The sequence below is a fragment of the Pseudomonas graminis genome, assembly GCF_004364335.1.
GTDB classification, from domain to species: Bacteria; Pseudomonadota; Gammaproteobacteria; order Pseudomonadales; family Pseudomonadaceae; genus Aquipseudomonas; species Aquipseudomonas graminis_D.
The window spans coordinates 332633-348880 of the sequence record NZ_SOCR01000001.1 but is presented as its reverse complement, the minus strand read 5'-3'; the positions used below and the strand labels follow the sequence as shown (position 1 = coordinate 348880).

The window sequence follows — 16248 nt, the reverse complement described above, 5'->3', positions numbered from 1 at the left end:
TCGATCACCCAAGGCTAAATGTCGCAACAATTCGAAACACCTCAATCCGACCTTCAGCCAAGCGGCAGCCGCTGCACGCATCGACGTTGCCTGATGCAGCGATGCGCTCGCGTGGTGTACCGATCCGCCCGGTGACGCCGGCTGACGGCTTCCCTTTTGTCCCTTGGCCACAAAGAAGTACCACATGACCCAGATTTCGGCAGCCCGCTCACGAAAGCGCCTTGTCCTTGCGCTCCTCATAGCCGCAGCCGTTGGGGCTGTTTATGTCTACTACCGGCATGCCTCCAGCCAGACCCCATCGACCGATGCCGGCGCTGCCGTTTCGGCCGGCCCCGGCGGTCGCCACGCGGGTCCCGGCATGGCGGACCCCAATGCAGCGGTCAGCGTCGCCGTGGGCTCGGCCGGTACGGCAGACGTTCCGGTGATCCAGCAGGCGCTGGGCACGGTCGTGCCCAACTACTCGGTCACCGTGACCAGCCGGGTCGACGGTGAGTTGATGGCCGTGTATTTCACCGAAGGGCAGTACGTGAAGAAGGGCCAGTTACTGGCGCAGATCGACCCGCGTGCCTACCAGGCCACGCTGGACCAATACCTGGGCGACATGGCCCAGAATCAGGCACTGCTGAAAAGCGCACAACTGACCGCCGAACGCTACAAACGGCTGTTCGCCAAGGACTCCCTCGCCAGGCAGGACCTGGACACGCAGATCGCCACCGTCGGCCAGTACGCCGGCGCGGTCAAGGCGGATCAAGGCCAGATCGATGCGGCGAAACTCAATCTGCTGTACGCCAAAATCGTCTCGCCGATTGATGGCTACGTCGGGTTACGTCTGGTGGATCCGGGCAACATCGTGGCGTCCAGCAGCACCACCGGCATCGTCACCGTGACCCAGACCAACCCGATCGCCGTGACCTTCAGCCTGCCCCAGGCGCAATTGGCAACTCTGCTGCCCAAGGTCCGCAAAGGCGAGACCCTGAGCGTGCAGGCCCTCGATCAGTTGGGCAACACGCCGCTGGCCAACGGCGCGCTGAAATTCATCAGCAACGAAATCGACACCACCACCGGCAGCATCAAACTCAAGGCGCTGTTCGATAACCCCGCCGAAAAGCTTTACCCCAACCAGTTCGTCAACGTGAAGCTGACCACCGACACCCTGCACAACGCCGTGGTGGTGCCGTCGGCCGCCGTGCAACTGAGCAGCGACGGCGAGTTTCTGTACGTGGTCAAGGACGGCAAGGTCGCCCGCCGAAGCGTCAAGGTCGGCCCGGTGTTCGGGGAACAGACGGTCATCAGCCAGGGCGTGGACAAGGGTGATCAGGTCGTCACCCGAGGCATCGATCATTTGCGTGACGGCAGCACGGTGACCATTGAGGCGGACAAACCGGCCGATGCAAACGCCACCATGGCCAGCGCCAAGCTGCCGGCTGCCGGCAACGCTGCTCCATGAATCCCTCAAGACTGTTTATCCAGCGCCCGGTGGCAACCGTGCTGCTGATGCTCGCGGTCATGCTGGCCGGTATTTTCGCGTATCGCCTGCTGTCGACCTCGGCGCTGCCGGAAGTGGACTACCCGACCATTCAGGTCACCACGCTGTACCCCGGCGCCAGCTCCAGCGTGCTGGCCTCGGCGGTCACGGCGCCATTGGAGCGCCAACTGGGGCAGATGTCCGGGCTGGCGCAGATGTACTCGACCAGTTCGGCCGGGGCGTCAGTGATTACCCTGAAGTTCTCCCTGGACTTGTCGCTGGATGTCGCCGAACAGGAAGTGCAGGCGGCCATCAATGCCGCCGACAGCCTGCTGCCCACCGACCTGCCGAACCCGCCGACCTATAAGAAGGTCAACCCCGCCGACACCGCCGTGCTGACCCTCGCGGCGACGTCCGACAGCCTGCCGCTGACCCGCGTGCAGGATCTGGTCAACACCCGTGTGGCGCTCAAGCTCTCGCAGATTTCCGGCGTCGGCATGGTCAGCCTGGCCGGTGGTCAGCAGCCCGCCGTGAAGATCGAAGTCAACCCCACCAGCCTCGCGGCCCACGGCCTGACCCTGGAAGACGTCTACGACAAGGTCAACGCTGCCAACGTCAACGGTTCGAAGGGCGGCTTCGATGGTCCGTCGCACTCCATCACCATCGACGCCAACGACCAGCTGCGCGATGCGGTGGAGTACGGCGAGCTGGTGCTGGCCTACGAGAACGGCGCTGCGCTGCGTCTCAAGGATGTCGCCACCACCTCCGAGGCGCCTCAGGACCAATACCTGGGTGCCACGGCGAACGGGCAGCCGGCGATTGTCATTGCGGTGCAGCGTCAGCCGGGTGCCAACGTCATCGACGTGGTCGACAGCATCAAGCAGAAGCTGGCGACGCTGCAAACGGCCTTGCCCGACTCGGTCAAACTGACGGTCATCAGCGACCGGACCCAGACCATCCGCGCCTCGATCAAGGACGTGCAGATCGAGCTGCTGCTGTCCATCGGGCTGGTGGTGCTGGTGACCTTCGCGTTCCTCGGCAATTTCACCGCCACCCTGATCCCGAGCCTGGCGGTGCCGCTGTCGCTGATCGGCACGTTCGGCATCATGTACCTGGCCGGCTTCAGCGTGAACAACCTGACGCTGATGGCACTGACCATCGCCACCGGATTCGTCATCGACGACGCCATTGTGGTGGTCGAGAACATTTCCCGGCACCTGGAGGAGGGCGAGGAGCCCATGGCCGCGGCGCTGAAGGGCTCCCAAGAAATCGGCTTCACGATCATTTCCCTGACCTTCTCGTTGATTGCGGTACTCATCCCGCTGCTGTTCATGGGGGATGTGGTCGGGCGGCTGTTCCGCGAGTTCGCCATCACCCTGGCGGTGGCGATTCTGGTGTCGATGGTCGTGTCCCTGACCCTGACGCCGATGCTCTGCGCACACCTGTTGCGGCACGTGCCTGAGGGCGAAAAAGGCCGCTTCGCCGCCTGGGGCGATCGCCAGTACCAAAAAGTGCTGAACGGTTACGACCGGGGCCTGGTGTGGGTACTCGATCACCAGCGGCTGACGTTGCTGGTGGCCGTGGGTACCGTGGCGCTCACCGGCCTGCTTTATCTGGTGGTGCCGAAAGGGTTCTTCCCGACCCAGGACACCGGCCTGATTCAGGGCTTCACCCGCGCCTCTCAGGACGTGTCCTTCAGCGAGATGGCCCGTCGTCAGCAGGCGGTGGTTGAGGTGGTGCGTCAGGACCCGGCGGTGGAGTCGGTGTCGTCCACCATCGGCGTCGACGGCAGCAATGATTCGCTGAACAACGGCCGCCTGCAGATCGGCCTAAAACCTTTCGACGAGCGTGCCGACACCGCAACTCAGGTCATCACGCGTCTGGAAAAATCCGTGAGCGGGGTATCCGGCATTCAGCTGCATCTGGTTTCGTCCCAGGACCTCACCGTCGATGACCAGCTGACCCCGAGCCAGTATCAGTTCACCCTCGACGACTCGGAGAGCGCGAATCTGTCGACGCTGACGCCCCGGCTGATCGAGAAATTGCAACACCGCCCGGAAATGCGCGACGTCGTCGACAACCTGCAAGACCAGGGTCTTGTGGCTTATGTCGAGCTGAACCGGGCGGCCGCCATGCGCTATGGCATCAGCGCCTCCGACGTCGATACCGCGTTGTACAACGCCTTCGGCCAGCGCCTGATCTCTACCATTTTCACCCAGTCCAACCAGTACCGCGTGGTGCTGCAGGTGCCGGGGCAGTTCCAGCAATACCTGGCGGCGTTCGACAACATCTATCTGGCGGCGGCGACCGGTTCTGCCTCGACGACGGCCAGCACGACATCGGGCACGTCTTCGAGCACCTCCACCCAGAGCACGTCATCCAGTTCGACCACCACCACCGGCACCCCGGCGCAGATGGTGCGCCTGACCGACATCGCCAAGGTCGGTCAGCGCACCGGTTCGCTGTCCCTCAGCCGCCTGGATCAGTTCCCTGCGGTAACGGTGTCGTTCAACCTGGCAGACGGTTATTCACTGGAGCAGGCACAACAGGCGATCAGCGAGGTGATGACTGAACTGAATGCGCCGAGCAGCATCACCCTGCGTTACCAGGGCGCGGCCGAGGCTTTCCAGACCGCCACGGGCAACACGCTGTGGCTGATCCTGGCGGCGCTGGTCACCATGTACATCGTCCTGGGCATGCTTTACGAGAGCTTCATCCATCCGGTGACGATTCTCTCGACGTTGCCCTCGGCGGCGATCGGCGCCTTGCTGGCGTTGCTGCTGACCGGAACCGAATTCAGTCTGATCGCGCTGATCGGCGTGGTGCTGTTGATCGGCATCGTGAAGAAGAACGCGATCATGATGATCGACTTCGCCCTGGAGGGTCGTCAACACCAGCGCCTCAACGCGCGGGACGCCATTCACCGGGCGGCGCTGCTGCGCTTGCGTCCGATCCTGATGACCACGCTGGCGGCGCTGTTCGGCGCGTTGCCGCTGATGCTTGCTACGGGGGCCGGGGCCGAATTGCGTCGGCCGCTGGGTCTGGTGATTGTCGGCGGGCTGTTGCTCAGCCAGGTGCTGACGTTGTTCACCACGCCGGTGATCTACCTGATGTTTGATCGACTGTCCGAGCGGGCCAAAGCGCGCTTCAAGCGGGGCAGCCGTTCAGCGACAGGCCAGGGCAGTGCGCGGCCATGAATCTGTCGCGCATTTTTATCCGCCGTCCGGTGGCGACGTTGTTGTTGAGCCTGAGCATCACCCTGGCCGGCATTCTCGGTTACATGCTGTTGCCGGTGGCGCCACTGCCCCAAGTGGATTTTCCGACGATCATGGTCAGCGCCTCGCTGCCCGGTGCCAGCCCGGAAACCATGGCCGCCACGGTGGCCACGCCGCTGGAGCGCAGCCTTGGACAGATCGCCGGCATCACCGAGATGACGTCCACCAGCAGCCAGGGCTCCACCACGCTGATCCTGCAGTTCGAATTGGATCGCGACATCAACGGCGCCGCCCGGGATGTGCAGGCCGGCATCAATGCTGCGCGCAGTTTGCTGCCCAGCTCAATGCCGTCGCTGCCCACGTACCGCAAAGCCAACCCGTCCGAGGCGCCGGTGCTGATGCTGGCGCTGACCTCATCGACGCGCAGCCCCGGCGAACTTTACGACCTGGCCTACAGCAAGTTGCAGCAGAAGATCGCCCAAGTGAACGGCGTGGGCGAGGTGTCGGTGCGCGGCGGCGCCTTGCCGGCGGTGCGCATCGACGTCCAGCCCAACCTGCTCAACCACGCCGGTATTTCCCTGGAGGCCGTGCGGCAGACGATCAACGACGCCACCAAGGCCAAGCCCAAGGGCATTCTCCAGGGGGAAGGGCAGAGCTGGGTGATCGACGGCAATGACCAGATCGACAAGGCCGCCGATTACCAGGACCTGGTCATCACCTACCGGAACGGCGCCACTGTGCGTCTGCGCGATGTGGCCAACGTCTACGATTCGGTGGAAGACACCTTTGTCGGCGGCTATTACAACGGCCAGCCCTCGGTGACCCTGGGCGTGACCCGCCAGGCCGGCGCTAACATGCTCAAGACCATCGACAGCATCAAGGCGCTGATGCCCGAGTTGCAGCGCGAGATTCCCGGTGACGTGCAACTGATCAGCGTCATCGACCGTGGCCCGACGGTGCGTTCGTCCTTGCATGACACCGAAGAAACCCTGCTGATCGCCACCTTGCTGGTGATCGCCGTGGTCTTTGTGTTTCTGCGCAACCTGCGCGCGACCTTGATTCCGGCGGTGGTGCTACCGGTGTCGCTGATCGGTACCTGCTCGATCATGTACCTCCTCGGTTATAGCCTCGATAACCTGTCGCTGATGGCGCTGATCATCTGCACCGGTTTTGTGGTGGACGACGCGATCGTGGTGCTGGAAAACATCGCCCGCTATCAGGAACAAGGCATGCGTCCACTGCGTGCGGCGCTGATGGGCACCCGCGAAGTCGGCTTCACGGTGCTGTCCATGACCCTGTCGCTGATCGCGGTGTTCATCCCGATTCTGCTGATGGGCAGCATCGTCGGGCGGCTGTTTCGGGAGTTCGCGGTGACCTTGAGCATCGCCCTGGGTTTGTCGATGCTGGTGTCTCTGAGCCTGACGCCGGTGCTCTGTGTCCTGTTGCTGCGCCAGCCTGCCCATGACGCCCGCGAACCGCGGCTGTATCGCTGGATTGAAGCCGGGATTGCGCGGATGCAGGGCGCCTATCTCACGGCCCTGGCCTGGGTCATGCGCCATCGGCTGTTGACCATGTTCAGCCTGCTGCTGACCGTGGGGCTCAACGTGTACCTCTACGCCACGGTGCCAAAAGGGTTCTTCCCGGCCCAGGACACGGGCGTGCTGATGGGCGCGGTGCGGGCTGACCAGAATATTTCCTTTCAGGCGCTCAAGCCGCACTTGCTGCAGATCGCCCATGACCTGGCCGCCGACCCAGACGTGGAGGCGGTGATGTCGTCGACCGGCAGCGGCCGGGCAGGGTCGCGCAACACCGGCGACTTCTTCATTCGGCTCAAGGACTACAAGCAGCGCACCAGCAGCGCCGCAGCGGTGGCGAACCGGCTGACCCGGGCGAACAACAAGGTGGCGGGAATTCAGGTGTTTCTGATGCCCGCCGAGGACATTCGTGTGGGCGGTCGCAGCGCCAACGCCACGTATCAGTTCAGTCTGCAGGCCGACGATCTCGACCTGCTGCGGGTGTGGGAGCCGAAGGTGGAGGCGGCGCTGCGGGCATTGCCGCAACTGACCGGCATCGACTCGGACTCCCAGACCGGTGGCCAGGAGATGAAACTGCACATCGACCGCGCCGCCGCGAGCCGGCTGGGAGTGAGCGTCAGCGACATCGACAACCTGCTGAACAACGCCTACAGCCAGCGGCAGGTGGCGACGCTGTACAAAACCCTGAACCAGTACCACGTGATCATGGGACTGGACCCGGTGTACACCCAAGACGCAACGATGCTCGACCGCATGTACGTGATCAACGCCGATAACCAGCAAGTGCCGCTGACCGCGTTTGCCACCTTCAGCCCGGACAATGCGCCGCTGGCCGTGGCGCATCAGGGGCAGTCGGCGACCAGCACCATCGCGTTCAATCTGCAGGACGGTGTCTCCCTTGAGCAGGCCACTGCTGCCATCAATGCGGCCGTCGACAAAGTCGGTCTGCCCCGGGATATCCAGTACGGATTCGCCGGCACAGCCCAGGCTTACGCCTCGCTCGCCGCCAGCATGCCGTGGTTGATCGGGGCGGCGTTGCTGGCGGTGTATATCGTCCTGGGGGTGCTGTACGAAAGTTACATCCACCCGCTGACGATTCTGTCGACGCTGCCGTCGGCGGGCGTTGGCGCCTTGTTGCTGCTCAAGGCGGTGAACATGCAACTGACGGTGATCGCCCTGATCGGCATTCTGTTGCTGATCGGCATCGTCAAAAAGAACGCCATCATGATGATCGACTTCGCCCTGATGGCCGAGCGCGACCGCAAGATGTCGCCTGAGCAAGCCATCATCGAAGCCTGCCGCATGCGCTTCCGGCCCATCATGATGACCACCCTGGCCGCTTTTTTCGGCGCCTTGCCCCTGGCCCTCGGCAGCGGCGGCGATGCCGACCTGCGCAAGCCGCTCGGCGTTGCGATCGCCGGGGGGCTGGTGCTGAGTCAGTTGCTGACCCTGTTTACCACCCCGGTGGTGTACCTCTATCTCGATCGCCTGAGCCGTGCTTCGCGGCATTTCTGGCACACGCGTATCCGCCGCACTCACGTGCCCGGCTGACTGACAAGGTTGAATGAATGAACGCTTTGCTGCCCTCCCGTCTGTCCATCGCTCTGCTGCTGACCGGCACGTTGTTAACGGGCTGCATGGTCGGCCCCGACTACCAGAAACCGAGTGCGCCGATCTCCGCCACCTTCAAGGAAGCCCAGGGCTGGAAAGCGGCGAGCCCGCAGGATGAGTTGCCCAAGGGGCCGTGGTGGGCGCTTTATCAGGACCCGCAACTGAATGCGCTGGTGTCGCAGGTGCAGCTCAATAACCAGAACGTCGCGGTCTACGCCGCGCAGTACCAGCAGGCCCTGGCGCTGGTGCGTCAGTCCCGCGCCGAAGAATTCCCGACGTTGACCGGCACCGGGGCGAGCAGCCGCAGTGAGTCCGCCAGCGGCTCGTCGTCCAGCGGGGCAGGGGGTGTCAGCAAGGTGCATTCGGCCACCCTGGACCTGAGTTGGGAAGCGGATATCTGGGGCAGACTGCGCCGCACCAACGAACAGGACCGCGCCAGCGCGCAGGCCAGCGCTGCCGACCTGGCCAACGCCACCCTCAGTGCGCAATCGTCGCTGGCGCAGAATTACTTCCAGCTGCGTCTGCTGGACCGGCGTATCGCGCTGTACCGCGAGACCATCGCCGGCTACCAGCGCTACCTGCAAATCATCCAGAACAAGTACGACGAGCAGATCTCCTCGCGGGCCGATCTGGCGACGGGCAAAACCCAATTGCACAGCGCCCAGGCCTCGATGCTCGACTTGCAGTGGCAGCGCGCCCAGTACGAGCACGCCATCGCGTTGCTGATGGGCAAACCGCCGGCGGACTTCGCTTTGGCCGCGGACCCGGCCTGGCAGTACCACGTGCCCGGCGTGCCATTGGGCGTGCCCAGCCGCTTGCTGGAGCGTCGCCCGGACATCGCCGCCGCCGAACGGCAAATGGCCGCTGCCAACGCCGCGGTCGGGGTGGCCACAGCGGCGTATTACCCGGACCTGACGTTGAGCGCCAGTGGCGGCTACCAGAGTTCAACCCTGAGCCACCTGTTCTCGCTGCCCAACCGATTCTGGTCGATCGGCCCGAGCCTGACCGGCACGATTCTCGATTTTGGCGCCACCCGCGCCAGCGTCGAACAGGCCCGTCATGCCTATGACGCGACCGTCGCGACCTATCGCCAGACGGTGCTGACCGGTCTGGGTGAAGTCGAGGATTACCTGGTCGAACTGCGCACCCTGGAGCCGGAATTGGAAGCCCGACGCAATTCCGCGCAGTCGGCGGAAGACTCTGCAGCGGTGAGTCGTGATCAGTACGAGGCGGGCGTCATCGACTACCTCGACGTCGCCACCACCCAGGCCACCAGCCTGAACGAACGCCAGACCCTGCTCAACCTGGTGGCCACGCAGTTGATTACCAGTGTGCAGTTACAGGCTGCATTGGGTGGGTCGTGGGTGACCGAGTGATTTCAGGAGGACGCTGCTTTTGATCTAAGTGGGTCCGGCTTTAGCCGGGAAGAGGCCGGGTGCGTGCGCTATCAATTCTGCGGTGCTGGACCTGACGCCTTCCCGGCTAAAGCCGGTCCTACGAATGCGCGCGGTGTGTGAGTGGACGATGCTTTTGATCTCAGTGGGACCGGCTTCAGCCGGGAAGGGGCCGTTGTGTTCGCCATCAATTGTGCGGTTCACACCCACTCCCACGGCCGAACTACACACAGATATCTGCGGCGAACACATAACCTGTAGGAGCGCGCTTGCCCGCGAATGGGTGGTACACCCGACGCATTTTTATCGGCTGTACCGACGCCTTCGCGGGCAAGCGCGCTCCTGCAAGGGATCTCCATTCGGCCGAAAATTCGCGGCGTGTGAATGACCGATGGATACCGTCTTGTGGGTGAACGAATAGCCCGTAGAAGCGTGACAACACACAGATATCTGCGGCGAATACCTAACCTGTAGGAGCGCGCTTGCCCGCGAATGGGTGGTACACCCGACGCATGTTTATCGTCTGTACCGGCGCCGTCGCGGGCAAGCGCGCTCCTACACCGAATCTCCATTCGGCCGAAAATTCGCGGTGTGTGAATGACCGATGGATACCGTCTTGTGGGTGAACGAATAGCCCGTAGAAGCGTGACAACACACAGATATCTGCGGCGAACACATAACCTGTAGGAGCGCGCTTGCCCGCGAATGGGTGCTACATCCGACGCATATTTGTCGTCTGTACCGACGCCTTCGCGGGCAAGCGCGCTCCTGCAAGGGATCTCCATTCGGCCGAAAATTCGCGGTGTGTGAATGACCGATGGATACCGTCTTGTGGGTGAACGAATAGCCCGTAGAAGCGTGACTACACACGGATATCCGCGGCGAATACATAACCTGTAGGAGCGCGCTTGCCCGCGAATGGGTGGTACATCCGACGCATTTTTATCGTCTGTACCGACGCCTTCGCGGGCAAGCGCGCTCCTACACCGGATCTCCATTCGGCCGAAAATTCGCGGCGTGTGAATGACCGATGGATACCGTCTTGTGGGTGAACGAATAGCCCGTAGAAGGGTGACAACACACAGATATCTGCGGCGAACACATAACCTGTAGGAGCGCGCTTGCCCGCGAATGGGTGGTACATCCGACGCATTTCTGTCGTCTGTACCGACGCCTTCGCGGGCAAGCGCGCTCCTACACCGGATCTGCGCGGCACCCGGAATGTCGGCCGTACGCACGAGGTTCAGCTGAGTCGAGTCAGATACTTGGGGACCGGCTGCTCAGGTAGCACCGACAACACTTTCAGCCGTTGCAGCATGCGTTGACGGGCGCGGTTGAGGTGTTCCTTGAGGTTCAACGCGGCGGCATCGAATGCGCCATGCAGCAGTAATTCGAGGATCAACCGGTGTTCGGCCAGCATCGCTTCGTCGGGGCCGATGCCCAACTGGCTATAGAAGATCCGGCTGATGATCATCGGGCTCTGGCCCTGGCGGATCAGCGTCGCAATCTTGCGGTTGGTAATGCCGGCCAGGCAGTGGTGATGCAGGTCTTCTTCCAGTCGCTCGATGTCTGCCAGGCTGCACTGCGCATTGTTCTGCGCGGCGTCGACCCGGGCGAGCATGGCGGCCAGGTCGTCCCGGCTCAAGCCCGGCGCGGTCTGGCGCAGCGCTTCAGGCTCCAGGCACGCCCGCAGTTCATAATCTTCGGTCACTTCCCGAGCGGTCAGCGGCCCTGCCAGCCATTGGGAGTAGGGTTCTTTCTCCACCAGCCCGCGATCACGCAGACGCATCAGCGCCTCGCGCACCACGGCCCGGCTGACGCCATAGTGTTCGGCCGCAATCTGCTCATCGAGTCGATAATGACCGAACGCGATACAGGTCGATAACGCCGCGCCGATTTCCTCGAAAATCCGTTCGCCGAGGGGGCGGGTGTCGACCAGTTCTTCACTGCTATCGAGCCCGAGTTGATGATGGGTCAGGGCCAGGCGCATGGGCTGCACATCGACGCCGTTGGGATTGACCAGATAACCGCGCCCGTCGAACCGGCTGATCAGGCCTTCTTCATGAAGCAAGTCCAGCGCCCGGCGCACCGGCACCCGGCTGGTGCCGAACAGCTCGGCCAGCGGCGCTTCGAGCAGCACCAATCCTTCCACCACGTCACCGTTGACGATGGCATCGCGCAGGACTTGTCGGATCGTGGCGTAGCGGGACGCGGTGCGGGAATCCTCGGCGGACATCGATTTCATACACTTCTCGGAAGGCGGGCGGCGATTCTCGCACAAGACAGAGCGTCACTGCGGGACACGGCAAAACGCACGGTATTGGAGCCGTTGTTACTTTTCTGCACTAAAACGTACCTTTGCGTAAATATCCATTCTCGACGGTATTTGCTCGATGACGCTTGACCGCCTGGATATTCGGACTGAGGTCAAATCCCGGCAACGTATCTAACCCGGCGGTCCTGGCCCGGCATCTCGCGCATCCATCGCGTCATGGATAAGCACAGGCCGACTCTGGCACGCTTTCTGCCTTTGATAAATGTACATTCTCCTAATATGTACATTAAAGGGTAGATGAAATGTCCAACCCCCGCTTCCCTGATCCGACACTCGCCGATGCGCTGGCAATGGCCGAAGCGTTCGCCAGCGGAACGAGCGACCCGATAGCGGCCCTGGACACAGTGCGAGCGAAGGCCTCCGCCGTCGATGACGTATTCATTTCGTTCTGCACCGACCGGGCGCGCCGCGAAGCAGAAGCCTCCGCCGCACGCTGGAAGGCCGGGCAACCGGCGAGCGCGCTGGACGGCGTGCCCATCGCCTGGAAAGACCTGTTCGACGTGGCCGGCAGCCCGACCACCGCAGGCGCTGCGCTGCGCCGTGAGTGCGCGCCGGCGATGCTGGATGCGCAGAGCGTTGGCCTGCTGTCACGGGCCGGGATGGTCAGTGTCGGCAAAACCAACCTCAGTGAATTTGCCTACTCGGGCCTGGGTCTGAACCCGCATTTCGGCACGCCGCATAACCCACTCGGGCATGACCAGCCGCGCATTCCGGGCGGTTCTTCGTCAGGCTCCGGGGTGGCAGTCGCAGCGGGTATCGTGCCCATCGCCATGGGCACCGACACCGCCGGCTCGATCCGCATCCCGGCCGCCTTCAACGGCCTGGTGGGCTTTCGCAGCAGTTGCCGGCGCTACAGCCGCGACGGCGTCTTTCCCCTCGCGCACACCCTCGACAGCCTCGGCCCGCTGACCCGCAGCGTGCGCGACGCCGTGGCCATTGACGACATCCTGCGGGGGCGCACAAAGCCGACCGCTTTGCTGCCACGCCCGTTGGCAGGCCAGCGGTTCCGGCTCGATCAGGCGGTCCTTGAGGACGACCGCGTCGAGGCCTCCGTGCGCGACAATCTGCTGCGCTGTGTGAGCGCAATGCAGGCCCAAGGCGCGCTGATCGAGGTGCGTCCTTCGCCTGCCTTTCAGGCCACGCTGGATCTGATCCAGCAGCAAGGCTGGCTCGGCGCGGCAGAAGCCTTCGCCCTGCATCAGCCCTTGCTCGACAGCGATGCCGCCGCGCAACTTGACCCTCGCGTACGCCGCCGTCTTGAAGCGGCGCGGGCGTTCCCGGCCAGCCACTTGATCAACCTCTACAGCGCCCGCGAGCGTCTTCAGCAACAGATGAGCGACGAACTCGATGGCGCGTTTCTGATCACCCCGAGCGTGGCCCATGTGGCGCCGCCGCTCACGCCGTTGCTCAGTGACGATGACCTGTTCGTCCGCACCAACCTGGCCACGTTGCGCCTGACCATGCCGGGCAGTTTGCTGGACATGCCGGGCGTGTCGCTGCCCAGTGGCTGTGACGCCCTCGGCCTGCCCACCGGCGTTCTGATCAGCGCGCCCAGCGGCGAAGACTCCCGTTTATTGCGCGCTGCACTGGCCGTCGAAGCCGCGCTGCGCACGTTCCGAAACGAAGAATCCGATAACTCCACTGGAGAACGATGATGGCTAAAGAAATCTTGTGCGCTTTCGGCGTCGACGTAGACGCCGTAGCAGGCTGGTTGGGTTCCTACGGTGGCGAGGATTCGCCGGATGACATTTCCCGTGGCCTGTTTGCGGGGGAGGTCGGTGCGCCGCGCCTGCTCAAGCTGTTCGAGCGCTACGGCCTGCGCACCACCTGGTTCGTGCCCGGGCACTCGATGGAGACGTTTCCCGAGCAGATGAAGGCCGTGTTCGACGCCGGTCACGAGATCGGCGTGCACGGCTACAGCCACGAAAACCCGATCGCCATGACGCCCGAGCAGGAAGAAATCGTCCTCGACAAGTCCATCGAGCTGATCACGCAAATGACCGGCAAGCGTCCGACCGGCTACGTCGCGCCCTGGTGGGAGTTCAGCAAGGTCACCAACGAGCTGCTGCTCAAGAAGGGCATCAAGTACGACCACAGCCTGATGCACAACGACTTCCATCCGTACTACGTGCGCGTGGGCGACAGCTGGACCAAGATCGATTACACCCAGCACCCCGACACCTGGATGAAACCGCTGGTGCGCGGTCAGGAAACCGACCTGGTGGAGATCCCGGCCAACTGGTACCTCGATGACCTGCCGCCGATGATGTTCATCAAAAAGGCGCCCAACAGCCACGGCTTCGTCAACCCGCGGCATCTGGAAGAGATGTGGCGCGACCAGTTCGACTGGGTTTACCGCGAGCACGAGCACGCTGTATTCACCATGACCATCCACCCGGACGTCTCCGGTCGCCCGCAAGTGCTGCTGATGCTGGAGCGGCTGATCGAGCACATCCAGAGTCACGCCGGCGTCAAGTTCGTCACGTTCGACGAAATCGCCGATGACTTCGTCCGCCGTAATCCTCGCCACAGCTGATTGCCCCTTCATTCCGAGGCGTGACCCATGTCCATCTACAACAAGCTTGATCTGACCGGCTGGAAACCCCGGCAACTGACCTCCGAAGAAGTGCGCTACGCCACCTGGATCGCCTTCTTCGCGTGGGTCTTTGCGGTGTACGACTTCATCCTGTTCGGCACCTTGCTGCCGGAAATCGGCCGGCACTTTCAGTGGGGCGAAGCGGAACAGGCGGAAATCGCCACCTGGGCCGCGGTCGGCACGGCGGTTATCGCACTGGCCATCGGGCCGTTGGTGGATCGCCTCGGCCGACGCATGGGCATCATTTTCACGGTCACCGGTTCCGCGATCTGCTCGGCGCTGACGGCGCTGGGCGGGTCATGGGGCAAGTCGCCGCTGATCCTGATCCGCTCCCTGAGCGGGCTGGGTTACGCCGAAGAAACGGTCAACGCGACGTACCTCAGCGAGATCTATGCGGCCTCCGAAGACCCGCGGCTGGCCAAACGCCGTGGCTTCATCTACAGCCTGGTGCAGGGCGGCTGGCCGGTGGGCGCATTGATTGCCGCCGGGTTGACTGCCGTGCTGCTGCCGGTCATCGGCTGGCAGGGCTGCTTCGTATTCGCCGCGATCCCGGCGCTGGTCATCGCGTTCATGGCGCGCAAGCTCAAGGAAAGCCCACAGTTCCAGATTCATCAGCGCATCACCCAACTGCGCAAGGCCGGCGACGCTGAACAGGCCAGGCAAGTGGCGATGACCTACGGCGTGGATTACGAAGAGCATCGCACCGCCGGCATCGGCGCTGCGTTCCGGGGCACCTCGCGCCGGGCGACGCTGGTGATCGGCGCGGCGATCCTGCTCAACTGGGCGGCGATTCAGGTGTTCAGCGTGCTGGGCACCTCCGTGATCGTCAGCGTGCATCACATCTCCTTCGAGAACTCGCTGATCATCCTGGTGCTGTCGAACCTGGTGGGCTACTGCGGTTACCTGAGCCACGGCTGGATGGGCGACAAGATCGGCCGGCGCAACGTCATCGGCCTGGGCTGGATGCTCGGCGGCCTGTCCTTCGCCGGCATGCTCTTCGGCCCCAGCAACATGCCGACGGTGGTCGGCCTGTACAGCCTGGGGCTGTTCTTCCTGATCGGTCCGTATTCCGCCGCCCTGTTTTTCATCAGCGAGAGCTTCCCGACCAGCATCCGCGCCACCGGCGGCGCCATCATCCACGCGATGGGCCCGCTCGGCGCGGTGGTCGCAGGCTTCGGCGCGACCTCGGTGTTGAGCGCGGGTGGCGACTGGCAGACCTCGGCGCTGTATTTCGGTGCCGTGCCGTGCTTCCTGTCCGGTGTACTGATGTTCGCCGCCCGCCATGTGCGGCCAGAAACAGTCCAATAGCAACCGTCCAATAAGGAGCTGAACATGACTCGCAGAGTAGCGTTGATTACCGGGGCCGCCAGCGGGATCGGCCAAGCCCTGGCGGTGGCCTTCGCGCACAGGGGCGTCGCGGTGGTCGGCGGCTATTACCCGGCCGACCCCCATGACCCGGGCATCACGGCGCAACTGGTCGCTGACGCAGGTGGCGAATGCCTGATGGCGGAGCTGGACGTGACCCGGACGGCCTCGGTGGACGCCCTGGCCGAGCAGGCGATCAGCCGCTTCGGTCGCATCGATTACGCCGTCGCCAATGCCGGCCTGCTGCGCCGCGCACCGTTGCTGGAAATGACCGACGAGCGCTGGAACGAGATGCTCGACGTCGATCTCACCGGCGTGATGCGCACCTTCCGCGCGGCGGCCCGGCACATGGGCGAGGGCGGCTCGATGGTGGCCATCTCGTCGATTGCCGGGGGCGTCTATGGCTGGCAGGACCACTCGCACTACGCCGCCGCCAAAGCCGGTGTGCCAGGGTTGTGCCGCTCACTGGCGGTGGAACTGGCGCCCCGGGGGATTCGCTGCAACGCGGTGATTCCGGGTTTGATCGAGACGCCGCAATCGCTGGACAGCAAAAACTCACTGGGGCCGGAAGGCCTTGCCAAAGCGGCCCGTGCCATCCCGCTGGGCCGTGTCGGTCGGGCCGATGAAGTCGCCTCACTGGTGCGATTCCTGTGCAGCGAGGAATCCAGTTATCTCACCGGACAAAGCATCGTCATCGATGGCGGCTTGACCGTGCGTTGGCCGGAGTAGGGC

9 protein-coding genes are annotated in these 16248 nt (G+C 63.6%); 8 read left to right on the top strand and 1 reads right to left on the bottom strand.

What is annotated here, in order from left to right; all coding sequences use genetic code 11:
- Nucleotides 1–184 precede the first annotated feature (184 nt).
- The 4 genes from EC919_RS01470 to EC919_RS01455 are packed head-to-tail and all read left to right on the top strand — an operon-like array spanning nucleotide 185 to nucleotide 9202.
- Nucleotides 185–1447, top strand: coding sequence for an efflux RND transporter periplasmic adaptor subunit (locus EC919_RS01470; RefSeq protein WP_133770521.1), 1263 nt, complete (start codon nucleotides 185–187; stop codon nucleotides 1445–1447).
- Nucleotides 1444–4662: an efflux RND transporter permease subunit gene (locus EC919_RS01465; protein WP_133770519.1), complete on the top strand. Its 3219-nt coding sequence runs from the start codon at nucleotides 1444–1446 to the stop codon at nucleotides 4660–4662. The genes EC919_RS01470 and EC919_RS01465 overlap by 4 nt, the downstream gene beginning before the upstream one ends.
- A complete protein-coding gene (locus tag EC919_RS01460) occupies nucleotides 4659–7766 on the top strand; it encodes an efflux RND transporter permease subunit (RefSeq protein WP_133770517.1) in 3108 nt (1035 codons plus the stop codon). The genes EC919_RS01465 and EC919_RS01460 overlap by 4 nt, the downstream gene beginning before the upstream one ends.
- A 17-nt stretch (nucleotides 7767–7783) precedes the next feature.
- Nucleotides 7784–9202 carry an efflux transporter outer membrane subunit gene (locus EC919_RS01455; protein ID WP_133770515.1) on the top strand — a complete coding sequence of 473 codons (1419 nt, stop codon included), beginning with the start codon at nucleotides 7784–7786 and terminating at the stop codon, nucleotides 9200–9202.
- A gap of 1261 nt (nucleotides 9203–10463) precedes the next feature.
- On the opposite strand, the gene EC919_RS01450 is transcribed toward EC919_RS01455, so the two are convergent.
- Entirely contained in the window at nucleotides 10464–11465 is a 1002-nt protein-coding gene (locus tag EC919_RS01450; protein ID WP_133770513.1) for a GntR family transcriptional regulator, read from the bottom strand.
- Nucleotides 11466–11797: 332 nt separating this feature from the next.
- Between EC919_RS01450 and EC919_RS01445 the strand changes: the two genes are divergently transcribed.
- Genes EC919_RS01445 through EC919_RS01430 form a run of 4 tightly spaced genes read left to right on the top strand, consistent with a single transcriptional unit; the run spans nucleotide 11798 to nucleotide 16245 of the window.
- Nucleotides 11798–13210 (top strand): amidase, encoded by a 1413-nt coding sequence (locus tag EC919_RS01445; RefSeq protein WP_133770511.1) that lies wholly within the window; start codon nucleotides 11798–11800, stop codon nucleotides 13208–13210.
- On the top strand, nucleotides 13210–14091 hold the full coding sequence (locus EC919_RS01440; RefSeq protein WP_065988813.1) for a polysaccharide deacetylase family protein: 882 nt from the start codon (nucleotides 13210–13212) through the stop codon (nucleotides 14089–14091). Before EC919_RS01445 ends, EC919_RS01440 begins: the two co-directional genes overlap by 1 nt.
- Nucleotides 14092–14118: 27 nt before the next feature.
- On the top strand, nucleotides 14119–15459 hold the full coding sequence (locus EC919_RS01435; protein WP_133770508.1) for an MFS transporter: 1341 nt from the start codon (nucleotides 14119–14121) through the stop codon (nucleotides 15457–15459).
- 24 nt (nucleotides 15460–15483) lie between these two features.
- A complete protein-coding gene (locus tag EC919_RS01430) occupies nucleotides 15484–16245 on the top strand; it encodes an SDR family NAD(P)-dependent oxidoreductase (protein ID WP_133770506.1) in 762 nt (253 codons plus the stop codon).
- Nucleotides 16246–16248: the final 3 nt, after the last annotated feature.